Source organism: Rhizobium sp. RAF56, from assembly GCF_052113965.1.
In the GTDB taxonomy this organism is placed as follows: Bacteria; Pseudomonadota; Alphaproteobacteria; order Rhizobiales; family Rhizobiaceae; genus Rhizobium.
Genome location: NZ_JBFRDU010000002.1, coordinates 216,935 through 238,350 on the forward strand (window position 1 = coordinate 216,935; position 21,416 = coordinate 238,350).

Consider the following 21,416-nt stretch of genomic DNA (forward strand, 5'->3'; position numbering starts at 1 on the left):
CCGGTGGGAATGCCCATGTCTCTCGTCGAAACCTTCTTTAATGCTGACGTCTTGCTGTCGGCGCTCCCCGCCCTGCTGCGCGGTCTCATCAATACGCTGCTGCTTGGCTTGATGAGTATCGTCATCGGCATTGCCATCGGGCTTCTCATCAGCCTGGTCCGGCTCTATGCGCCGAAGCCGTTCCGCCTGCTTGCCATCTTTTATATCGATATCCTGCGCGCTACGCCGGTTCTGGTCGTTCTGATCCTGATCTATTATGCGCTGCCTTTCGTCGGCCTTCGGTTGACGTCCTGGACGTCGGCCGTGATGGCCTTCTCGATCGTGATGGCCGCCTATTCCGCCGAAGTCTTCCGTTCCGGCATCGAAAGCGTGGCGCGCGGCCAGTTCGAAGCCGCGGCAGCCCTTGGGCTTCCGTTCATCGTGACGCTTTACAAAGTGGTGCTGCCGCAGGCGATCCGCATCGTCATCCCGCCGATGACCAGCAACTGCGTGTCGATGTTCAAGGATACGTCGCTTGCCTCGACGGTGGCGCTGCCGGAACTCCTCAAGGAGGCGCAGGACGCACAGTCGCTCTATGCCAACCCCTCGCCGCTGATCGGCGCGGCACTGGTCTACATCATCCTGCTCTGGCCGATGGTCCGCCTCGTCAATATGCTGGAAGTGCGGTTCAAGAAAGAAAAGACCAAGTAAGGTCGAACCCACTCGACTTTTGCGCGAATATCCGTGTTTTTTGCGGCTATTCCAGAAATTGATCGACTGTATGATGGCTATATGTTTGGCGAAGGCGGTGACCGCCTTTGCTAGCCTAATTGATTGCTCATTGACACATTTGGCGCGGAAGGCTGGGACAGGCACGCTGGCGAATGATGCCTTCGGGCCCGCAGGCTCAGTCGGAGCCGGACAGGTGATTGCTGACGGAATTCTTGACTTTCCCGATGTCAGCCCACAGCTCCGAGATGATCGACGGATCGACGTCCGCCATCATGTCGCGCACCCAGCCCTCGTGGGCCGCAGCCATGGCGCTGAACAGCTCCTCACCCTTTGAAGTCAGCTTTGCGACCGTCACGCGGCGGTCGCCGTCCGGCGTCACGCGCAGGACGAGGCCGTCGCTTTCCAGTCGCTCGACAAGGCCCGTAACGTTGCCGTTGGTCACCATTGTGCGCTTTGAAAGCTCGCCGAGCCGCAGCCCGTCACGCTCGCGGTAGAGCTGCGCCAGCAGGTCGAATTGCGGCAAGGTCGCCCCGAATTCGTTGCGCAGACGCCGCCGCACCTCCTGCGAGAGGAGCTTCGTCGTCGACAGCATTCTGAGCCAGAGCCGGAGCTCCTGCTTCTTGCCTTCCTGTGTACCCTGAACGATGATTTCGAGATCAACCGTTCCGACGTCCGCATCTGCCATTGCGCAAATCACTCTTCGCAAATCCCTATGAGAAAGGTCTACGGAGCAATATTTGAAATGTCAAAGGTTTCACGCGCATCCATCCAGGACCGCCCTATCCGGCAAGCATCTTTGCCAGCATGAAGCCGGAGCCGGCTCCCGTTCCGGCCCCCGGCCAGGTCGAGGCGCCGCAGAGATAGAGTGAACCGACCGGCGTCTTGTAGCGCGAATAGCCGGCGACCGGGCGGAACAGAAAGTTCTGGTCGAGGTGGTGACTGCCCGACAGATTGTCGCCGCCAATAAGGTTGGGATTTTCGCGTTCGAGGTCGAGAGGGGAAAATACCGCTCGCCCGAGGATCTTTCCTCTGAGGCCAGGCGCATAGCGCTCGAGGATATCGAGGACGCGTTCGGCATAGGCGTCCTTCGCATCGTCCCAGTGGAAGGCTGCGATTTCTCCGGCCGCGTCGCCGCTGATGTCGGCGGGCAGAACGCGCACCTGAACCCAGAGCACATGCCGCCCGCTCGGCGCCCGCGACGGATCGAGCGCCGTCGGCTGACCGACCACCAGCACCGGCTCGACCGGCAACAGGCCGCCCGCCGCTTCCGCATAAACCCGCGACATCATCTCGTAGTCCGGCGCGATGTGCACATAGGCGAATTTCTTCACCTCGCTTCCAGCGGCCCAATCGGGCAGGCCGTTCAGCGCCAGATGGATCATCATCGTACCGGGTCCGGCACGAAAGTTCTCGATCTTGCGGTCAAAATCCTCCCGTTTCGGATCATGATCGAGCAAGTGGCCGAAAAGGTTCTTCGGGTTGACGTTGGCGATCACCGCACGCTTCGCCTCCAATCGCCGTCCGTCGGCAAGCACGACACCCGTCGCCTTGCCGTCTGCGGTGAGGATTTTCTCCACCGGTGCGCCCAACAGCAACTCACCCTCATAGGCGGCAAGCGTCCCCGTCATCGCCCTGATGATCGTATCGGCGCCACCTTGGCCGATCACCATGCCGAAGGCCTGGTTCGCCATGGATTCGAGATAGGGAAACAGAGCGCCGCCGGCAACGTCGGGCGAAAAGTCGAGATGCAGCCCCCAGGCCGCCATCATCGCCTTCAGCTTGGCGCTGCGGAAGCGCTGATCGAGAAAGTCGCGCGGCGAAGCAAGCAGAAGCCGTGCCGTGTCGTAGAGCCAGCCGGTTCCCTTCTCGCGCCACGCCTTCCAGACCACCTTGGCGGCCTGCCAGGACGGCATCGGGGAACCGAGAAGACCGAAGATATGCGGCGCGTCGGAACCGAATTCGGAAAGCATCGCTCGCCAGGCGGCGGCGTCCTCGGGCGAGATTGCCGCAATGGCGCCCGTCGTCTTTTCCAGATCGGTGCTGACGCCGAGATAGGTGCCGTCGCGGAAGACGCTGGCAAAGCAATCCTGCGCCGGCACGAAACTGAGACCGTTGGCGATCAGGTCTTCCTTGTAGTGGCGGAAGAAGGCCGACCCTGCAAACATCGAGAGGTTCATGGCGCACAGGTCGTGACGGAAGCCGGGAAGCGTCACTTCGCGGGTCTTGACCGCCCCGCCCGGCTCCGCCTTGCCTTCGACGACGGCGACCTTCCAGCCCTTTGCCGCCAGATGCACGGCCGCTGCCAGACCATTGTGGCCGGCGCCTACAACCACCGCGTCATAGCTCATGCCCACATGCTCCCCTCGTTTCAATTTTTATGCGCATATGCATACATTTTGACACGCCCCCTTCAAGGGTGGGCGATAAAAATCCCTGTGCGTTACAATGGTTGCGGCAACGGCCGAGACGGCGGCAACCGATGCGCCTCCCGTATCAATCGGGGCTCGGGAGACCATCAGAAGGGGGTGATTTTCCTCGACGTTAGAGCCGGCGCAGATACTTGCAAATTCATATTCCGTGACATAGGCTCCCTCCCATCCAGACGTCGCCGAGTGCTCGCCGAGCAGTGCGAATGCCACATCCGGCGGCCTGGCCTTTCGTCAAGGGGAACATGACAATGACTTCGAACACTCTCGCGAGCCTCGCCACCGCCCTCGTCTCGGGCTCCATCAAGGTCGTCGACCTGACCGCCCCTCTCGGGCCTGATACGCCGGTGCTCTACCTGCCGCCGCAGTTCGGCAAGAACACGCCGTCGGTCAAGGTCCACACGATCTCGCAATACGACAACGACGGTCCGTTCTGGGCCTGGAACTGGCTGGAACTGGGCGAGCACACCGGCACGCACTTCGATGCGCCCTGTCACTGGATCACCGGTAAGGACAACCCGAACAACACGACCGACACCATCCCGCCGCAGAACTTCGTGGCGCCGGTAAACGTCATCGACCGTTCGAAGGAATCCGCTGCCGACGCCGATTACCTTCTGACCGTCGACAGCATCAAGGAATGGGAAGCCGAGCACGGCGAGATCGAAGCCGGAACCTGGGTTCTCTTGCGCACCGATTGGTACAAGCGCAACGGTTCGACCGAGACCTTCCTCAATGCCGACGAGAACGGTCCGCATTCGCCCGGCCCGACCGCCGAGGCGATCCAGTATCTCGTCGACAAGGGCATCATCGGCTGGGGCCAGGAGACGATCGGCACCGACGCCGGTTCGGCCGGCGGCATGAACCCGCCCTTCCCGGCGCATAACCTGATGCACAAGAACAACCGTTACGGCCTTGCAAGCCTCAGCAACCTCGACCAGCTGCCCGCCAAGGGCGCCGTGCTGATCGCGGCACCGCTGAAGTTCGTCAAGGGCACCGGCTCGCCGGTCCGCGCGCTGGCGCTCATCGCGAAGTGATTTTACGGGGCCGGTCGCCGCGAGGCGCCCGGCCTTTTTTCTTGGGGCCAGCGCATAACCCTCTCAATCGGGAGCAAGCGCTGCAGGGGAACGAGCCGCCGCGTATGAGCGACTATGACTATATTATCGTGGGCAGCGGCATCAACGCGCTGGTCGCCGCCGCCATGCTGGGCAAGAAGGGCCGCAAGGTCCTCGTGCTTGAACGCAGCGACCGCATCGGCGGCTGCCTGCGCACTGAAGAGATCACCGAACCCGGCTTCCGCCACGACGTCATGGCGACGACCATGGTGCTGTTCCTGACGTCGCCCGCCTATGGCGCGCTCGGCAAGGATCTGGAGGCGCGCGGGCTGGAATTCGCCCATGCCGACCTGCCGACCGGCGTGCTGCGGCCGAACGGCGCGAATGTCATCTTCTCCAAGGACCGCAGCCGCAACGTCGCGACGTTCGAGGCGCTGTCCCCAGGCGATGGCCAGGCCTACTCGCGTGATATGGACAGGCTCGGCGCGGATGCGCCATTCCTGTTTGCGCTGCTCGGCGGCGCCCTCTGGTCAGGCACGACGCTGAAAACGGTTGCGAAACAGAGCTGGGGCCGTGGACTGCGCGGCCTTGCCGCCTGGTTCGGCGAGGCTCTGGCGCCAGCTCGCGGCTATCTCGAAAACAACTATAAATCGGAAGACATTCAGGCGCTCTGGGCGCCCTGGGTGCTGCATTGCGGCCTCGGCCCGGAGAGCGCCTACTCGGCCGAGATGCTGAAGGTCATCGGCTTTGCCATCGAGCTTGCCGGCTGCCCTATCGCCAAGGGCGGCGCGGCTTCGCTTACCGCCGCCTTCGAGCGGCTGATCGCCGATCAGGGCGGGAAGATACGCACCGGTGCCGACGTCGAACGCATCATTCCAGGCCCCGGCAATCGCGCCGACGGCGTGCGACTTACGAGCGGCGAGACATTGCGCGCCAAGAGCGGCGTCATTTGCTCGACGACGCCGAACCAGCTCTACGGCCGCCTCACGCAGGATTGGCCCGCCCCCCTTCCGGAAGCGGTGAAGGACGGCGTTGCCCGCTATCGCTACGGCAAGGGCAACATGCAAATCCACTATGCGCTTTCCGAGCCGCCGCGCTGGAAAGCCAACCCCGAACTTGGAAAGGTTGCACTCCTGCATCTGACGCCGGGTCTCGACGGCGTGTCGCGCGCCAGCAACGAATGCGAGCGCGGCCTGCTGCCGGCCGAGCCATCCGTCTGCGTCGGCCAGCCTGCCTCTTTCGATCCGAGCCGGGCGCCCGAGGGCAAGTCGATCCTCTGGCTGCAACTTCCCGAAGCGCCCCGCTTTCTCAAGGGCGACGCCGCCGGCGAGATCGAAACACCGGCCGATGGACGCTGGAACGAGACGGTGCGCGAGCGCTACGCCGATCGTATCGAGGCGTTGCTGTCACGCCATATCGAGAATTTCGATGCGATCAAGCTCAAGCGCCGCGCCTATTCGCCCGCCGATCTCGAGAGCATGAACATGAACCTCGTCGGCGGAGACCCCTACGGCGGCTTCTGCGGGATCGACCAGTTTTTCCTGTGGCGCCCCTTCAAGTCTTCTGTTAACCACCGCACCCACATTTCGGGACTGTACCACATCGGCGCCTCGGCCCATCCCGGCCCGGGCCTCGGCGGTGGATCGGGGTTCCTACTCGCATCCTCCCTGACATAGGGACAAACCAGGAGAATCCATGGCGGAGCGTTTTTCGGGTACGGTGCTGAGGCGAAAGCAGGACGGCTATGAGACGCGGCCGGCCATGGGCGAAATCGGGCTCAATCATTTCGCCCCATACCTCATGAACAGGATCACGGCTCGCTGGAACGCGAATATGGCCGAGGAGCTCAAGGGGCACGACATCACGACCGCCAAGATGCGCGCGCTTGCGGTCCTTGCCGTATCCACGTCCGTCACCATCAACGAGCTCTCCGTCTTTGCCGTCACCGAGCAGTCGACGATGAGCCGCACCCTGGATTCGCTCGAAGAGCAGGGCTACATCCGCCGCCAGCCGCGGCCGGAGGACATGCGCGTCCGCGACGTGTCCATCACCGAGGAAGGCCGCGCCGCTTTCGAGCAAATCTGGCCGACCATGTACGACCTTTTCCTGCAGATGTTCGATGGCGTCGAGGAAAGCGAGTATCGCGTCTTCATCTCGACGCTGCACCGCGTGCTGCACAATATTCGCAAGCACGAGATCTGAAGCGATCGAAGGAAAAGCGTGAAGCGATCCTCCTTCGGGCTCGCGGAGATGCCAGCGCCGGTTGCCTATTCCGGCCGCCACTTCTAGCATAGGATATCGCCGCACGCGCAGTGCGTGCCAAGTACGGATCGGCGCCGGCCTTGATGGCTCCCGCTCGCGTGGAATTCGCTGCACCGCCAAAAACGGAAGGATGTGGGAATGCCGACATTCAAGATGCCTTTGTCAGGTGACGTCGTTCAGTCCATAAATCCGTGGACGGCGTTCCTCAGCCCGATCGGCAGCCAGTTCGGTGTCGTCAACATCAATCTCGGCCAGTCGAGCGCACCTGCGGTCGAGGAGCAAGTGCTCACCGATGTCGCAAGCTACGGCAAGCAACTTGGGCGCGTCGGCGATGCGCTGATCGTGCTTCTCGCCCATTTCCATCCAAAGACACCTTTGAGCCAGGACGAAACCGCCGCGATCGACGCGCTCAAGGACATGCTGGCGGAGATCGCCGATATCAAGGAACGGCACAGCCGGCGGGCGCTGCAGCCTTAGCTATCGCGCTAAGATCTACCGGTCGGCACGAAAAAACCGCGCGTCTTTCGGCGCGCGGTTGTTACTTTACTTCTTGCGGGCGGGCTCGGCCCGCCTTTCCTCAGTCGGCGCGCTTCGGCGGGATGAGGATCGTTGCCACCGCCGCAACCAGTGCGACGCCGGCAAAGACGTAGAAGTTCCACTGAGGTCCAACGTCGAGGCCGGCGATATAGCCGCCGAGCAGCGGTCCGCTCAGCGCACCGATGCGCGCGAAGCTCAGCGCCCAGCCGGTACCGGCTGCACGAACGAAGGGCTTCAGGTGCGCGGCCAGATAGCCCGTCAGAACCAGCGAAGCCGACACCGTGCCGAAGCCGGCGATGGCGACGAAGGTATAGTTCAGCCAGATCGAACTCTGGAAGGCCATGGCGGCGATGCCGAACGCACCGGCAATGTAGGCCAGAGCGACGGTGCGCCGCGGACCGAAGCGGTCGGCCAGTTTTCCGAGCACGATACCCCCGATTGCCGAGGTAAAGCTGAAGACGGCCAGGAACAGCAGTGCATCGCCGAGATTGTAGCCGCTCTTGCGCATGATCTGTGGCAGCCACTGCGCCAGGCCATAGACCAGCAACAGACCGGAGAACAGCGCCACCCAGAAGCAGACAGTCATGAAGGCATTGCGCGGCGCGAAGATCTCGCCGAGAACTTCCCGCCAGCCCGTCTTGGCGCCGGGCCTCTGCACCGGCGCCGGCACGTCGACGCCGAGCCGCGCCGCGAGCTTGCGCGCTTCAGCATCGCGCTTCTGCCCAACAAGGTACTCGAGCGATTCCGGCAGCAGCCAGGCGAGGAACGGCACGAAAACGAGTGGCGCGGCACCTACCAGCACCACCGCGCGCCAACCATGGTCGACGAGCAGTTCGCGGCCGACGAGGGCGGCGGCGAAGATGCCGAGCGAATAGCCGGAATACATGATGCCGTAGTTGAAGCTCTTTCGCCTCGACGGCGAGTATTCGATGGTTAGTGCGGCCGCCACTGGAATGATGCCGCCAAGTCCGAGGCCGCCGACAAAGCGGCTGATCCCGAACCATGTCGGCGTCGGCGACCAGGCCGTCACCAGCATGGAAGTGGCAAACAGCGTCAGGCAGGCCAGGAACATCGGCTTGCGGCCGTAAAGGTCGCTTAGCGTCGAAATGACGATGCCGCCGATCAGCATGCCGAACAGCGTGTAGCTGCCCATCGCGCCCAGCTGAAGCGGCGTCAGGCTCCAGGTCGTGTCGTCCTTCAGCGCCGGCAAAATGGCGCCGAGAAAGCCGATATCATACCCTTCGGCGAAGATCGCGATCCAGCAAAGCAGGACCACAAGCAGGCTTTTGCCGAGCGAAATCTCTTTTGCGCCATGGGCTTTCGCTCCGGCGCCTACTCCCTTCAAACTATCCATAAAACCTCCTCTTGTTGAAAGCCGGCTCCTCTCCCGTTGCATGGAACCGGCGCCGGCGCGGCGAAAGCGCACCGCGACACGAGGACGCATTATAATAATTTTAAGCTTAAAGCAATTGCCTACGATGACGTCTCCACGGACAGGCTAACGTCTCTTCAAAATGTGAGACAAACACAACCGGCGGCACGCTTTGCGGCCGCCTCTCGCACTACTCTTCGGCCCACTCGTTCGGAAAATCGCGGCCCCCGTAGAAGATACGCAGGATACGGACCGCATCCGCTTCCACGACAAATGCAATCGAGACGCGGCGCTCGAAGCCGACAATCCGCAGGCCAGGTAGCAGATCGTCGCGCGCGTTACCGCGCGTCGGAAACGTCGAAAGGGCCATGCAGGCCGCTTCGATCCTATTCAGATAGGCCCCAGCGATATCGTGACCGGCCTCACCGGCAATGTAGTCGTAGAGCGCCCTAAGATCGGCCTGCGCCGCTGGCCGGAAAACGATCCTATGGATCAACCTTCTCGGCCTTTATCTTTTCAGCACGATACGCGCGCAATTCCGCAAACACGTCTTCGGCCGGAACGTCCGGCCGTGGATCGTCCAATGCCTCTTGAATTTTTGCACGCATAACGGCGTCCAAGACCTGCTCCTCGCGACAGAGCGCGCGGAGCGCGGCCCGAACGACCTCGCTGGCGGAATCGTACGCACCCGATTGCAGCCGTTCATCGAGCAGATGCTGCTGCTTCCCGAGGGTTACGGTGATGGGCTTGCTTCTGCGCATCTTGGGAACCTCCTGAGGAGTCTTTCTAGCACAGAAGCATGACAGTGTAATACACTTTGGCCCCTAGAGTGTCGCCACCGTCTTCAGGGCGCCGTCGAGCGCGATGCCGTTTTCATCGAGCAGTGCCGCCTGTCTCAGCCGCCGCATCCAGGCATCGCCGTCCTCGCGGCCCTTGAGCATCGGCAAGGCCGACATGACGCGGTCGAATTTCGACAGCCCGCGTGCGTGGGTGTCGGAATAGCCCTTCACCAGACGGCGGTTGTTCAAGACCTCGACGGCGAGCGGATAGTTCGCAGTCATGAGACCGGTCGCGGCCACAAGCCAGGCTTGGCGATGCTCGGTTTCGCGCATGTGACGCAGCGTTCCGCGACGCGTGCGCCGCAGCGCCGAGACCGCGTAAAGGCTGAGGAACCAGAAGAACGTCCCGGTCTGCACGCGCCGCCCCTTGTTGACGATGCGATCGAGACGGTTGAACAGCTTCGGCCGGTTTTCGATCCAAAGCCCCCAGGCCTTCGGCAGCGTGCCGCAGATTTCTTCCATGCGCGGATGCATATATTCCGTCATGTAGAGGATCTGGTCGTCCTTGACGCCCACTTCCTTGCGTACGCGCTCGAAGCGCGAACCGCGGACCTTGAGGTCGGCCACGCGAATGACGTCGTCATAGGCCATCGCCACGGCCAGGTACTTCGCCGCCTGAACGGTGAAGGCAAAGTCCCTCGCCTCGCCACCCGCCTTGCGGTCGAGCGCGTTGAGGCCGGCGACACGATCGAGATATTCTCCGGCATAGGCCGGGTCCTGAAAATCGGTGAGCTTCTTGACGCCGGCAAAGAGCAGCGGCCTTGCCTGTTCGGGAAATTCCGCGCGAATGCGGTTGACCAGCCGGTCGAGGTCCGGATGTCCTGCCGTTTCCGGCAGCGCGTCGAAGCGTTTGTGCGGCGTCGCCGATACCGGATCGTTCGGCTTGCCGGAGGCGCGCTCGAAGGCGGCGTTGAACGCTCTCAGACTTGCTTCGATGCCCTTGCCGCCGGAGCGGATGACCGCCTCGAAAGCCGGTTTACCGAAGGGCAGCGCGCCCGATCCTGCAAGTGCCCCGAACATGGAGGCGGAAATCACGCTGCCGTTCTTCGTCGCCAGCGTCTCCATGTCGAAGGCGATGGTGCGCTTGGCGGCGAAATCGGTCGCGTCGGTAACGACGACCGGATTGGCCGTGCCGTCACCCGGCTTTTCCTTCTCGCCAACGGCGAACGAGCGGTGCGTGGAGGCAATCAGCGTCGTCCTGTCGGGCGTCACGAGACCGCGCAGCACCGAGCGGCCAGCTTCCATCAATTCGGCCGCAAGCACGATATCGACATCGCCCGGCGTCGGCATCAGCGAAAAGATCGGCGCATGGCCGTCGCGGGCGGGAAGCATTTCCAGATAGTAGATAGTGGCGCCGGTGCGCTGGGCGACGCCGGGGACGGAGGACGTCTGCGCCATCCAGCCCTGTTCTTCCGCCATCGCGACGATCCAGTCGGCAAGCACGCCGCCACCCTGCCCGCCCATGGCGAGAATGGCGACGGAGATCGGCTTATCGGTCGAAAGGCGCTGGTTGAGGTTCACATGTTCGTTCACTGTCGTGCTCCTCAGTCGGCAAAGACGATGCGGCTTGCCTGGCGGCGCGCCTGCAGCCAGCCGATGACTTTAGCGCGCGTGCGGGCAAGGAAGCGATCCCAGCCGGTTGGGTTGTGGATGACGTCGGCACGATAGAAGGAGGGACAGAGGACTGCCGCCTCCGAGACCTCGCCGCAGTTGCCGCAGCCGACGCAAGTGTTGTCGATCGCCGCCACCGGATCGTCCTTCAGCGGATCGTCCGTGTGCTTGACCGAGAGCGACGGACAGCCGGAAAGCCGGATGCAGGCGTGGTCGCCGGTGCAGACGTCCTCGTCGACGCCGAAGCGCTCCTTGACCATCCGCTTGCCATCCTTCACCGCCTTGGCGAATTGCGGCTTCACGCGGCGCTGCTTGTTCAGCATGCATTCCGACGAGGCGACGATGATCTTCGGACCGGGCTCCTTCGTCGTCAGCGCTTCCCTGAGCGTGTCGCGCATCTTGGCGACGTCATAGGTGTGGTCGATTTGGCGAACCCACGTGGCGCCGATGCCCTTGACCGCGTTGACGATGGAATTGTTGGTCTTTCGCCGCGGGTTGATGGCGCGAGACGACAATATGTCCTGGCCGCCGGTGGCCGCGGAATAGAAATTGTCGACGACGAGGATCACGCCGTCCTGTTTGTTGAAGACGGCGTTGCCGACCGAGGTCGCCAGACCGTTATGCCAGAACCCGCCGTCGCCCATGACGGAAATCGAGCGCTTGTCGGCCTCGACGTTGAAGGCCGAGGCCGATGCCGGGCCGAGGCCGTACCCCATGGTCGTACCGCCGATGTTGAAGGGCGGAAGGATCGAGAACAGATGACAGCCGATGTCGGCGGAGACATGGTGCTCGCCCAGCTCCTTTTCGACTAGTTTCATGGCCGCGAAGATCGGGCGCTCCGGACAGCCGGTGCAGAAACCTGCCGGACGCGGGGGCACGACTTCGGCCAGCGCCTTGACCTTCGGGTCGTTGAGGATCGGCGTCGGATCCGGGAGCGGCGGCTGGTTGCCGAGCAGGATGCGGTGATGGTTTTCGATGAAGGTCTTGATGCCCTTGATCAGCACCGGCGTCGTATATTCGCCGCCCATCGGCAGCACGTCCTTGCCCGACACCTTTGTCTGGATGTCACGGCGGCGCAGGATCGTGTTGAGGGACTGCTCGATATATTCCGGCGCCCCTTCCTCGACCATCAACACCGCTTTCTTATCCGCGCAGAATTCGGCCATCTGATCGTCGATCAGGGGATAGGCGACGTTCAGCACGTAAAGCGGGATGGAGGAATTGCCGTAGACGTCGGCAAGCCCAAGCTGCTGCAGCGAGCGCATGACGCTGTTGTACATGCCGCCAAGCAGAATGATGCCGACCTCACCCTCGGATGTACCGAAATATTCGTTGAGCTTACGGTTCTTGACGAACTCGACGGCCGCCGGCCAGCGCTTCTCCAGCTTCTCTTTCTCATGCAGGAAAGAGGCGGGCGGCAGCACGATGCGGTTGACGTCGCGCACCGGATTTTCCAGCGCCTGCCTCAGCGTGAATTCCGGGCGCTTGTTGTTCTTCGCCTCGAACTGGCCGTGCACGTGACAGCTGCGGATGCCGACCTGCAGCATGACCGGCGTATTGGAGGCTTCCGACAGTTCGAAGCCGGTTTCCACCGCTTCGACGATCGAAGGGAGGTTCGGGCGCGGGTTGAGCAGCCAGAGCTGCGACTTCATCGCAAAGGCATGGCTGCGCTCCTGCATGATCGAGGAGCCTTCGCCGTAATCCTCGCCGATGATGATCAGGGCCCCACCCGTCACGCCGCCGGAGGACAAGTTGGAAAGCGCGTCCGAGGCGACGTTGGTGCCAGCCGTCGATTTCCAGGTAACGGCGCCGCGCACCGGATACATGACGGAGGCCGACAGCATCGCTGCGGCGGCAGCTTCGGAGGCCGATGTCTCGAAATGCACCCCAAGATCCGCCATCACGTCCTTGGCGTCGGCAAGCACGTCCATCAGGTGGGAAATCGGCGAGCCCTGATAGCCGCCGACATAGGAGACGCCGGACTGCAGAAGCGCCTTGGTGATCGCGAGAATACCTTCGCCGCGGAAGATATCTCCTTCTCCAAGTTTCAGATCCTCGACCTCGCGTGCGAATGATCGTTCGGCCATCGCAATTCCCTTTCGCCTTTTCGGCTTCACTCACAACAATTTGCAAAAGCATATTTTGTGCAGCGTTGGCGTGTCAATTGGAAAGTAGCCTATTTCGTGGCCTGACAAGGGTCGAAGTAGCTGATTCTCGCAAGCCGTCGCGGCTCACGGTTTTCCAATTTTATATGCGTCAGCATATATATAGCGAAGGCGGCGGTCGGATCCGCATCGGCCGCTTCATCTCCACGGAAATATTTGCAAACCCATAGAAATCCCTTGCCGGTTCCGAACACGTATTTTAGCATTAAAGCATTCCGATAATAAATCATCGGCGGCTCTGCGGGCGATACCTTCAAGCCTTCGAACTGGGGAACGGAGTGAACATGACCAACCTGACAAGGCGCGAGGCCCTGAGCCTCGGCGCGGCTACTTTCATAACTGGGATTCTCGCCGGCCGGACGATCGTTGAGGCCGCCGACAGCAACACGCTCACCATCGCCTACAACGTCAACCTGCCGGCGTTCGACCCGACAACCGGTCCGTCGGCGGTCAACCCGAGCATCCAGGCGATCTATCGCTCTATATTCGACCAGTTCATCGGCCAGGGGCCGGACCTGAAATTCCAACCCGGCCTTTTGACCGCCTGGGGCTGGAACGACGACAAGACCAAGGTATGGATGGACGTCCGCGAGGGCGTGACCTGGCACGACGGCTCCAAGTTCACGCCGCAAGACGTGGTCTGGTCGCTGGAACGCGCCGCCGATCAGAAGGGCGGCAATCCGATTTCCTTCATTTGGTCGACCGCCAACAACTACAAGATCGAAGGCAACCGCATCACCGGCGACGTCGTCCGTTTCGAGCCGACCTATTTCAAGTGGATGGCGTTTCTGACCGGCTACGTGCTGCCGAAGGACTACTATACCAAGGTCGGCGCGGAGGGCTTCGAGAAGAAGCCGGTCGGCACCGGGCCGTACATGGTCGATGCCTATGAAGGCAACTCCTTCCTGCGCCTCAAGGCCAATCCAAACTACTTCGGCGGCAAGCCGGCCTTCGACACCGTCGTCTTCAAGTTCGTGCCGGATCAGACGAGCCGCGTTGCCGAAATCGAATCCGGCTCCTCCGACGTCACGCTCGAAATCCCCTACGAGGACTTCGACCGTCTGAAGAAGAAGTCGGGACTTGCCGGAGAAGCGACGCCGATCTCCGATATCGGCATGATCTTCATTTCCAACGTCGATCCGATGCTTGACAAGAACGTCCGCCTCGCCGCCAACATGTCGATCGACAAGGAAGCGATCATCAAGCGCCTGCTGCGCGGCTATGGCAAGCCGCTCTCGACGCTGGAGGCACCGGAATACGACGCATTCGATCCGTCGATCAAGATCCCCTACGACCCGGCACAGGCCAAGAAGCTGCTCGCCGCCAGCGGCTATTCACCGGAAAAGCCGGTGAAATTCACCATCAAGACGACCCGCGGCTTCAAGCCGAAGGACTACGAGATGATCCAGGCGATCGTCGGCATGTGGCGCAAGGTCGGCATCGAGGCGGAGATCGAGGTCTACGAGATCGCCAAGCACTACGAGCTGCGCGCCGCCCACCAGCTCGGCCCGGCTGCGTTCTACAACTGGGGCAATGCCATCGGCGACCCGACGACGTCGACCGGCTTTGCCATGTTCGGCCCGTCGCCGCACTCGGCCTGGAAGACGAAGGATGTCGACGACATGCTCGGGCCGCTCTGGGGAGAGAAGGACGAAGCCAAGCGCATCGCCGGCTGGAAGGCCGCCAGCAAGTATATCGCCGAGCAGGGTTACGTGATCCCGCTGCTGCAGTATGCCCAGCCGGTGGTCTATAAGTCGAAGCTCAAGGTAACGCCGAACGTTTCCGGCGCACTGCAGCCGACGCTGGTCTCCAAGGGCTAGGATCGGCTTCCCCTCCCCCTTTCTGGGGAGGTCGCGACATAGCCGCGGGTGGGGGTGACCCGCGGCAGAAATGAACGGAGCGGTTACCCACCCCGTCGCTTCGCGCCGACCCTGCCTTCACGGGGGTATCGCCGCCCCTTCGCCCGCCGATACGCGTGCCGCCTCGTTCGCGGTTGGGAATTCGTAGTCCATGTTAGCCGTTTCCATAATCAATCGCCTGCTGATGGCCGCAGCCACGCTTTTCGGAGTGGCGGTCATCGTCTTCGTACTGTTGCGCGTCGTGCCGGGCGATCCGATCGCGATGATGATTTCGCCGGGCGCCAGCCCCGCCGACATCGCGGCCCTTCGCGCCCATTACGGCCTCGACGCCAGCGTGACGGTCCAGTTCGGGCTCTGGCTCAAATCCGTTCTTGCCGGCGATTTCGGCACCTCGATTTCGCTGAAGCGCAACGTGCTGGCGCTGCTCGGCGAAAAGCTGCCGGCGACGCTGGAGCTGGCGCTTGCCGCGCTTGCGCTTGCCATCATCCTCGGCGGCACTGTCGCGATCATCGGCACGCTGGCACGCCGCACCGTATTCGAGCCGGTCATCGACGGCCTCAACGGATTGTTTCTCGCCGTACCGGACTTCGTCTGGGCACTGGCGCTGATCCTCGTGCTCGGCGTCCTTTATCCGCTGTTTCCTCTTTCCGGCCGCATCGACCCGAGCGTCGATCCCCAATTTTCGACCTCCTTCTATCTCCTCGAAAGTCTGCTCACCTTGCGCTTTGCAATCTTTGCCGACGTGGCCTCCCACATGGTGATGCCGGTGCTGGCGCTCGGCCTGCCCCTCGCCGCCATCATCGCCCGCGTGCTGAAGGCGGCGCTGTCGGAGGCGATGGTGCAGGACTACATCCTGCTTGCACGGCTGAAGGGCATGTCCGAACTGCGCCTCGTGCTGCAAGAGGCGCTGCGCAACGCGGTCGGACCGACGATCGCGCTGACGGGCGTCCAGTTCACCTTCCTGATCGGCGGCACTGTCATCGTCGAGCGAATCTTTGCCTATCCCGGTATCGGCAACATGGCGATCGACGCCGTCATCAATCGCGACCTGCCGCTGATCCAGGGCCTCGTGCTGGTGTTCGGCGCGCTCTTTATTCTCGTCAATCTGCTGGTCGATCTTCTGGTGGCCGCGCTCAATCCGAGGCTCGCACATGGCTGAGCTTGCCGTCACGGGCACCGCGCCCAAGCCCCCCTCCAGAAATGCCCGGCGCCTGCGCTCGCTGCTTTGCGAGCCGAAGGTGATCTTCGGCGGTGGCTTTATTCTGCTTTTGATCGTGCTTGCCGTGTTTGCCCCATTTATCGCGCCGAAGGACCCGCTGGAGCAGGATCTGATGGCGGGGACGCTTCCGCCGTCCTGGATGGAGGGCGGCGATCCCGGCTTCTTCTTCGGCACCGATGATCTCGGGCGCGATGTCCTCTCGCGCCTGATCTTCGGCTCACGCATCGCGCTTATCGTCGCTTTCGTGGCAGCGGGCCTTGCCGCCCTGATCGGAACGCTCCTCGGATTGCTTGCCGGCTGGTACGGCGGCTGGGCCGACAAGCTGATTTCCCGCCTTGTCGATATCTGGATGGCGTTTCCGCCGGTGCTGCTATCTATCCTGCTCGTCGCGGTCTTCGGCTCCGGCGTGCATTCGGTGATCGCCGCCATCGTTATCATCGACTGGACGCGCTTCTGTCGCGTCGTGCGCGCCGAGACCCAGGCACAGGCGCAGATGGACTATGTGACGGCGGCGCGCACCATCGGCTTTTCGCGTCTCACCATTCTCTTTTCCGAGATCCTGCCGAACGTGGCGCCGGTGCTGATCGCCCTCGTCAGCCTGGAGATGGGCATTGCCGTCATCGTGGAAGCGATCCTTTCCTTCGTCGGCCTCTCGGTCTCCTCCGACACGCCGACCTGGGGCGGCATGATCGCCCAAGGGCGGCAGATCATCTATGAAGGCTGGTGGGTGCTTCTCGCGCCGCTGATCGCGCTCTTCGCCACCGTCCTTGCCTTCAACCAGCTCGGCGACGGCCTGCGCCGGGCACTCGATCCGGTGATGCGCAGATGACGCAGCCCCTACTTTCCATAACCGGCCTCAGCGCCGTTTCCGACCGCGACGGCGGCGCGCGCATCCTGCGCGACGTGTCGCTCGCGGTGGCGCGCGGCGAAGTCCGTGGTCTTGTCGGCGAAAGCGGCGCCGGAAAGTCGACCATCGCCAAGGCGCTTCTCGGCATCCTGCCGCGCACCGTGCGCGTCACCTCAGGCTCACTTCTCTTCGAGGGTCGCGATCTCCTGACGCTGCCACACAGGGAACTCCGAGACATCATGGGCAGCGAGATATCGCTGATCCCGCAAGACCCGCAGACGGCGCTCAATCCCGGCCGGCGCATCGAAGCGCAGCTGACGGACGGCCTCAGATTGAAGCGCGGCCTGTCGGCCCGACAGGCTCACGAGCGGGCACTCACGCTCCTGGAAGAGGTGCGCATCCGCGAGCCCGAGCGTGTGATGAAGAGCTATCCGCACGAGCTTTCCGGCGGCATGCGCCAGCGCATCCTGATCGCCGCCGCCTTTGCGCTGGAGCCGAAGTTGGTGGTGGCAGACGAGCCGACGACGGCGCTGGACGTCACCGTGCAGAAGCAAATCCTGAGGCTGATCCGCGGCATGCAGGAAGCACACGGCACCGGCGTCATCTTCGTCACCCATGATCTTGGCGTCGTCGCGCAGATTTGCGATACGGTGACGCTTCTCTACGGCGGCAAGGTGATCGAGGAAGGCCGCACGGCGGATGTTCTTGCCCATCCACGCCATGTCTACACCCAGGCGCTGATCGCCGCCGGCCCGCGTTACGATCGGCCCGATGCAGGCCTGACGCCGGTCCCGCCTGCGGTATTCGAGCAGTTGCGACGCGAGATCGGCGCCGCCGAGGAAGGACGCTGACCATGTCCGACGAGCTACTGACGGCCACCGGTATCGAGGTCACCTACGGAACCACCCGCGGGCTCATGGGCAAGCCCGGCGGCGGACACAAGGTGCTGCACGGCGTCGACATTTCCATTCGGCGCGGCGAAACCGTCGGCATCGTCGGCGAATCCGGCTCCGGCAAGACGACCCTCGGCCGGGCTCTCCTGCGGCTGGTCAATTCTTCAGCGGGGACCATCCGTTTCGACGGGACCGACATCACCCATCTGTCCGAGCCGAGGATGCGACCGCTTCGCCGGCGCATGCAGATGATCTTCCAGGACCCGATGGCCTCGCTCAACCCTCGTCATACGATCCGGCGCATTCTCGTCGAACCGCTGCGCCTGCATGGGCTTGCCGCCGACGCCAAGACCGCCGAACGCAGGGTCTCGGCCATCCTCGAGCGCGTGACGCTTCCGGCCGCCTGCCTCGATCGCAATCCGCATGAGCTTTCCGGCGGCCAGCGTCAGCGCGTCGGCATCGCCCGGGCGGCGCTGCTTGAACCGGATTTCGTGCTCGCCGACGAAATCGTCTCCGGCCTAGACGTTTCCACGCAGGCGCAGGTTCTCAATCTTCTCAAGGAATTGTCGGCCGATCTCGGCCTGTCCATGGCCTTCATCAGCCACGACCTTTCCGTCATCCGCGCCATCTGCAACCGCGTTTATGTCATGCGCCACGGCCAGGTGGTGGATGAAGGACCGTGCGACCGGGTTTTTGCCGCACCCGCCTCCGCCTACACCCGCATGCTGCTCGACGCCATTCCGCTGCCGGAGGTCGATCCGGAGTGGCTGGGGCGTCGCATGGAGAGTGAAGACGCCGCCTGAACGAGGTCCGGCGCCCATTGAAGAAACAAGCGCCGACCCAGCGGGCCGGCGGCGCGTGTCGAAGAAGTCTAAGTTGCCCGCCAAATCAAGGGGAACATCAATATGAGCCATCGCATGAAACGGACTGTCATCGCAGCGGCGTTCGCAGCCCTCGGCTGCGCCGGCACCGCCTCGGCCGATTCCATTCCCGGCCTCAAGGGCCACGACCATACCGGCATCACCGTGCCGGACATGAAGCAGGCGCTCGATTTCTTCGTGAATGTCGTCGGCTGCGAGGAAGCCATGAGCTTCGGCCCCTTCTCCGACGATAAAGGCACATTCATGACCGACCTCCTCGGCGTCGATTCCAAGGCGGTGATCGAACAGATCGCACAGGTCCGCTGCGGCTACGGCTCGAACATCGAACTCTTCAAATACACGGCACCGGACCAGAAGGCATTGAAGCCGCGCAACAGCGACATCGGCGCCTTCCACATCGCGCTCTATGTCGATGACGTCGCTGCCGCGAAGAAATATCTCGACGCCAAGGGTGTACCAACGCGCATGGGGCCGCTACCGATCAAGGAAGGTCCCGCCGCCGGCCAGACGGTCCTCTACTTCCAGTCACCCTGGGGCCTGCAGCTGGAAGCGATCAGCTATCCGGACGGCATGGCCTACGAGAAAAACTCCAAGACCATCCTCTGGAGCCCGAAGGACCCGTCGAAATAGGGCGAAAGCCCTAGGGTCTTCTCCTTCATCGTCGGGCCTGTCCGAGACAAGCACGAAGACGACGGAGTGCCTTGTGACGCGTCCGTTCTCTCCGTCTTCCCGGCCTTGAGCCGGGATCCAGCCGCGCCGCGTCGGCGGGGCGAAAGAGTCTTTCGCGCGCAATGACTTGCGCGCGCTGGACCCCGGATCAGATCAGATCAGGTCCGGGGTGACGGCGGATAGCGGCGCAGTCCTGGTAAGCCGTCAGAGTTTGTCAGCAGTCTGAGGCCCGGCCTTCGACCGGGCCTTCTGGTATCTTTGTATCTACTTCACTGCTTCAGACGGAAACGCTGGATCTTTCCGGATTCGGTCTTCGGGAGCGCCTCGGTGAAGACGACGGAGCGCGGATATTTGTAGGGCGCGATCGTGGCCTTGACGTGCTCCTGAAGCAATTTGACCATGGCGTCGGAGGCAACCGAGCCCGGCGCAAGCACGACGTGCGCCTGGACGATCGTGCCGCGATCGCTGTCCGGCGCGCCGATGACGGCGCATTCGGCGACGTCCGGGTGCTTGAGCAGCGCGGCTTCCACCTCGGGGCCGGCAATGTTGTAGCCGGCCGACACGATCATGTCGTCGCTGCGGGCGGCGAAATGAAAATATCCGTCCTTATCCTGGTAGAAAGAGTCGCCGGTCACGTTCCAGCCGTCGCGGACATACTCGCCCTGACGCTTGTCGGTGAGATAGCGGCAGCCGATGGGACCACGGACCACGAGCCGCCCGACCGTGCCGCGCGGAACCTCGTTCATCTCTTCGTCGACGATGCGCGCCTCATAGCCGGTGAGCGGCTTGCCGGTGCAGCCGGGCTTGGCGTCTTCGAGCCGGTTGGAAATGAAGATATGCAGCATTTCCGTCGAGCCGATGCCGTCGATGATCGGCTTGCCGGTCTTCCTGGTCCATTCCTCGTAGACCGGAGCAGGCAGCGTTTCGCCCGCCGAGACGGCAATGCGCAAGGACGAAAGGTCGGCCCCCTCCTCCATCGCCGCCATCATGGCGCGGTACGCGGTGGGCGCGGTAAAGCTGATGGTCGCCTTGTGGTCCTGGATGATCTTGACCATGTTCTGCGGCGACGCGGTTTCCAGAAGCGCTGAAGACGCGCCGAAACGAAGCGGGAAGACGACCAGCCCGCCAAGGCCAAAGGTGAACGCGATCGGCGGCGAGCCGACAAAAACGTCGTCGGGCGTCACGGCCAGCACTTCCTTGGCAAAGGCATCGGCAATGAGGAGGATATCGCGATGGAAATGCATCGTCGCCTTCGGAACGCCGGTCGAACCGGACGTGAAGCCTAGAAGAGCGACATCGTCGCGGCCTGTCTTCACCGCATCGAAATGCACGGGCTTGTTGAGCGCGATGCGATCGAGCTCGGCGTCGTGATTGGCGGTGCCGTCGAAACCGACGACCTGCTTGAGGAAACGGCTTTCCTTGGCGACGGCGACCATTTCGTCCATCAGCCGCGTGTCTGAAAGCGCAAGTGCGATCTCAGCCTTGTCGACGACCTTGGCGAGTTCGCCCGCGCGCAGCATCGGCATGGTATTGACGGCGACGCCGCCGGCCTTGGTCACAGCCAGCCAACAGGCGATCATCGCCGGCGTATTGGCCGAGCGGAGCAGCACGCGGTTGCCCGGCTTCAGACCGTAGTCCTCGACCAGCGCATGGGCGATGCGGCTCGTCCAGTCGGCGAGTTCCTTATAGGTGCGGCGGCGGCCGTTGCCGATGAGCGCGATGCGATCGCCGAAACCGCGCTCGACCATGCGGTCGGTGAGTTCCACGGCGGCATTCAGCCATTCGGGATAGTCGAAGCCTTCGAGATTGATCTCGGGCCACTCTTCGAAGGGCGGCAGGTTGTCCCGGGTAAAGGTATCCACATGACCGCTCGGTCCAAGCATGCTTCTCTCCCGTCGTAGCGATGTTTTTCGTGAGGGCGCATATGTCCGCCGTCACCGGGCCTCCCTGCCCTGATACCTGAGCATTGCACTGAAATGCGGCTTCCATCAAGAGAAATTTTAAGCTTATAATATCTTGTGGTGATTTAGCGCTTGACGCCTCGGCAACAGCCATTATATTTTAAACTTA

19 protein-coding genes are annotated in these 21,416 nt (G+C 62.7%); 11 read left to right on the forward strand and 8 right to left on the reverse strand.

Annotated features, from left to right (window positions below; all coding sequences use genetic code 11):
- Nucleotides 1-15: 15 nt before the first annotated feature.
- Nucleotides 16-690, forward strand: a complete 675-nt coding sequence (locus AB4048_RS02960; RefSeq protein ID WP_442200417.1) for an amino acid ABC transporter permease — start codon at nucleotides 16-18, stop codon at nucleotides 688-690.
- 196 nt (nucleotides 691-886) lie between these two features.
- On the opposite strand, the gene AB4048_RS02965 is transcribed toward AB4048_RS02960, so the two are convergent.
- Nucleotides 887-1,396 carry a MarR family winged helix-turn-helix transcriptional regulator gene (locus AB4048_RS02965; RefSeq protein WP_442200418.1) on the reverse strand — a complete coding sequence of 170 codons (510 nt, stop codon included), beginning with the start codon at nucleotides 1,394-1,396 and terminating at the stop codon, nucleotides 887-889.
- Between the two features lie 94 nt (nucleotides 1,397-1,490).
- Complete coding sequence (locus tag AB4048_RS02970; RefSeq protein ID WP_442200419.1) at nucleotides 1,491-3,059, reverse strand: phytoene desaturase family protein; 1,569 nt, start codon at nucleotides 3,057-3,059, stop codon at nucleotides 1,491-1,493.
- Nucleotides 3,060-3,388: 329 nt separating this feature from the next.
- On the opposite strand from AB4048_RS02970, the gene AB4048_RS02975 reads away from it, so the two are divergent.
- The 4 genes from AB4048_RS02975 to AB4048_RS02990 all read left to right on the forward strand — a co-directional run bounded on the left by AB4048_RS02975 (nucleotide 3,389) and on the right by AB4048_RS02990 (nucleotide 6,931).
- On the forward strand, nucleotides 3,389-4,174 hold the full coding sequence (locus AB4048_RS02975) for a cyclase family protein (protein ID WP_442200420.1): 786 nt from the start codon (nucleotides 3,389-3,391) through the stop codon (nucleotides 4,172-4,174).
- A gap of 104 nt (nucleotides 4,175-4,278) precedes the next feature.
- The gene (locus AB4048_RS02980) at nucleotides 4,279-5,868 is read left to right on the forward strand and encodes a phytoene desaturase family protein (protein ID WP_442200421.1); all 1,590 of its coding nucleotides are present in this window, start codon (nucleotides 4,279-4,281) and stop codon (nucleotides 5,866-5,868) included.
- A gap of 19 nt (nucleotides 5,869-5,887) precedes the next feature.
- Entirely contained in the window at nucleotides 5,888-6,394 is a 507-nt protein-coding gene (locus AB4048_RS02985; RefSeq protein ID WP_442200422.1) for a MarR family winged helix-turn-helix transcriptional regulator, read from the forward strand.
- Between the two features lie 198 nt (nucleotides 6,395-6,592).
- Nucleotides 6,593-6,931 carry a hypothetical protein gene (locus AB4048_RS02990; RefSeq protein ID WP_442200423.1) on the forward strand — a complete coding sequence of 113 codons (339 nt, stop codon included), beginning with the start codon at nucleotides 6,593-6,595 and terminating at the stop codon, nucleotides 6,929-6,931.
- A 100-nt stretch (nucleotides 6,932-7,031) separates the two neighbouring features.
- On the opposite strand, the gene AB4048_RS02995 is transcribed toward AB4048_RS02990, so the two are convergent.
- The 5 genes from AB4048_RS02995 to AB4048_RS03015 all read right to left on the reverse strand — a co-directional run bounded on the left by AB4048_RS02995 (nucleotide 7,032) and on the right by AB4048_RS03015 (nucleotide 12,900).
- Nucleotides 7,032-8,345, reverse strand: coding sequence for an MFS transporter (locus tag AB4048_RS02995; protein WP_442200424.1), 1,314 nt, complete (start codon nucleotides 8,343-8,345; stop codon nucleotides 7,032-7,034).
- Nucleotides 8,346-8,553: 208 nt separating this feature from the next.
- Entirely contained in the window at nucleotides 8,554-8,859 is a 306-nt protein-coding gene (locus AB4048_RS03000; RefSeq protein WP_442200425.1) for a type II toxin-antitoxin system RelE/ParE family toxin, read from the reverse strand.
- Nucleotides 8,849-9,124: a type II toxin-antitoxin system ParD family antitoxin gene (locus AB4048_RS03005; protein WP_442200426.1), complete on the reverse strand. Its 276-nt coding sequence runs from the start codon at nucleotides 9,122-9,124 to the stop codon at nucleotides 8,849-8,851. The genes AB4048_RS03000 and AB4048_RS03005 overlap by 11 nt, the downstream gene beginning before the upstream one ends.
- Before the next feature lie 63 nt (nucleotides 9,125-9,187).
- Nucleotides 9,188-10,735 carry an indolepyruvate oxidoreductase subunit beta family protein gene (locus tag AB4048_RS03010; protein ID WP_442200427.1) on the reverse strand — a complete coding sequence of 516 codons (1,548 nt, stop codon included), beginning with the start codon at nucleotides 10,733-10,735 and terminating at the stop codon, nucleotides 9,188-9,190.
- Between the two features lie 11 nt (nucleotides 10,736-10,746).
- Nucleotides 10,747-12,900, reverse strand: coding sequence for a thiamine pyrophosphate-dependent enzyme (locus AB4048_RS03015; protein ID WP_442200428.1), 2,154 nt, complete (start codon nucleotides 12,898-12,900; stop codon nucleotides 10,747-10,749).
- A 362-nt stretch (nucleotides 12,901-13,262) separates the two neighbouring features.
- Between AB4048_RS03015 and AB4048_RS03020 the strand changes: the two genes are divergently transcribed.
- The 6 genes from AB4048_RS03020 to AB4048_RS03045 all read left to right on the forward strand — a co-directional run bounded on the left by AB4048_RS03020 (nucleotide 13,263) and on the right by AB4048_RS03045 (nucleotide 19,307).
- Complete coding sequence (locus tag AB4048_RS03020; RefSeq protein WP_442200429.1) at nucleotides 13,263-14,798, forward strand: ABC transporter substrate-binding protein; 1,536 nt, start codon at nucleotides 13,263-13,265, stop codon at nucleotides 14,796-14,798.
- Nucleotides 14,799-14,988: 190 nt separating this feature from the next.
- Nucleotides 14,989-15,996 carry an ABC transporter permease gene (locus AB4048_RS03025; RefSeq protein ID WP_442200430.1) on the forward strand — a complete coding sequence of 336 codons (1,008 nt, stop codon included), beginning with the start codon at nucleotides 14,989-14,991 and terminating at the stop codon, nucleotides 15,994-15,996.
- Entirely contained in the window at nucleotides 15,989-16,885 is an 897-nt protein-coding gene (locus AB4048_RS03030) for an ABC transporter permease (RefSeq protein WP_442200431.1), read from the forward strand. The genes AB4048_RS03025 and AB4048_RS03030 overlap by 8 nt, the downstream gene beginning before the upstream one ends.
- Nucleotides 16,882-17,754: an ABC transporter ATP-binding protein gene (locus AB4048_RS03035; RefSeq protein ID WP_442200432.1), complete on the forward strand. Its 873-nt coding sequence runs from the start codon at nucleotides 16,882-16,884 to the stop codon at nucleotides 17,752-17,754. Before AB4048_RS03030 ends, AB4048_RS03035 begins: the two co-directional genes overlap by 4 nt.
- 2 nt (nucleotides 17,755-17,756) lie before the next feature.
- On the forward strand, nucleotides 17,757-18,599 hold the full coding sequence (locus AB4048_RS03040; protein WP_442200433.1) for an ATP-binding cassette domain-containing protein: 843 nt from the start codon (nucleotides 17,757-17,759) through the stop codon (nucleotides 18,597-18,599).
- A 114-nt stretch (nucleotides 18,600-18,713) separates the two neighbouring features.
- On the forward strand, nucleotides 18,714-19,307 hold the full coding sequence (locus tag AB4048_RS03045) for a VOC family protein (RefSeq protein WP_442200434.1): 594 nt from the start codon (nucleotides 18,714-18,716) through the stop codon (nucleotides 19,305-19,307).
- Between the two features lie 308 nt (nucleotides 19,308-19,615).
- On the opposite strand, the gene AB4048_RS03050 is transcribed toward AB4048_RS03045, so the two are convergent.
- Nucleotides 19,616-21,229 (reverse strand): AMP-binding protein, encoded by a 1,614-nt coding sequence (locus AB4048_RS03050; RefSeq protein ID WP_442200435.1) that lies wholly within the window; start codon nucleotides 21,227-21,229, stop codon nucleotides 19,616-19,618.
- Nucleotides 21,230-21,416 lie beyond the last annotated feature (187 nt).

Coding starts and splice junctions, on each gene's coding strand:
- AB4048_RS03015 (WP_442200428.1), bottom strand. CDS start 12,900: ATGGCCGAACGATCATTCGCACGCGAGGTCGAGGATCTGAAACTTGGA.
- AB4048_RS02980 (WP_442200421.1), top strand. CDS start 4,279: ATGAGCGACTATGACTATATTATCGTGGGCAGCGGCATCAACGCGCTG.
- AB4048_RS02990 (WP_442200423.1), top strand. CDS start 6,593: ATGCCGACATTCAAGATGCCTTTGTCAGGTGACGTCGTTCAGTCCATA.
- AB4048_RS03005 (WP_442200426.1), bottom strand. CDS start 9,124: ATGCGCAGAAGCAAGCCCATCACCGTAACCCTCGGGAAGCAGCAGCAT.
- AB4048_RS02985 (WP_442200422.1), top strand. CDS start 5,888: ATGGCGGAGCGTTTTTCGGGTACGGTGCTGAGGCGAAAGCAGGACGGC.
- AB4048_RS03020 (WP_442200429.1), top strand. CDS start 13,263: ATGACCAACCTGACAAGGCGCGAGGCCCTGAGCCTCGGCGCGGCTACT.
- AB4048_RS03035 (WP_442200432.1), top strand. CDS start 16,882: ATGACGCAGCCCCTACTTTCCATAACCGGCCTCAGCGCCGTTTCCGAC.
- AB4048_RS03050 (WP_442200435.1), bottom strand. CDS start 21,229: ATGCTTGGACCGAGCGGTCATGTGGATACCTTTACCCGGGACAACCTG.
- AB4048_RS02975 (WP_442200420.1), top strand. CDS start 3,389: ATGACTTCGAACACTCTCGCGAGCCTCGCCACCGCCCTCGTCTCGGGC.
- AB4048_RS03045 (WP_442200434.1), top strand. CDS start 18,714: ATGAAACGGACTGTCATCGCAGCGGCGTTCGCAGCCCTCGGCTGCGCC.
- AB4048_RS02960 (WP_442200417.1), top strand. CDS start 16: ATGTCTCTCGTCGAAACCTTCTTTAATGCTGACGTCTTGCTGTCGGCG.
- AB4048_RS02965 (WP_442200418.1), bottom strand. CDS start 1,396: ATGGCAGATGCGGACGTCGGAACGGTTGATCTCGAAATCATCGTTCAG.
- AB4048_RS03030 (WP_442200431.1), top strand. CDS start 15,989: ATGGCTGAGCTTGCCGTCACGGGCACCGCGCCCAAGCCCCCCTCCAGA.
- AB4048_RS02970 (WP_442200419.1), bottom strand. CDS start 3,059: ATGAGCTATGACGCGGTGGTTGTAGGCGCCGGCCACAATGGTCTGGCA.
- AB4048_RS03040 (WP_442200433.1), top strand. CDS start 17,757: ATGTCCGACGAGCTACTGACGGCCACCGGTATCGAGGTCACCTACGGA.
- AB4048_RS03025 (WP_442200430.1), top strand. CDS start 14,989: ATGTTAGCCGTTTCCATAATCAATCGCCTGCTGATGGCCGCAGCCACG.
- AB4048_RS02995 (WP_442200424.1), bottom strand. CDS start 8,345: ATGGATAGTTTGAAGGGAGTAGGCGCCGGAGCGAAAGCCCATGGCGCA.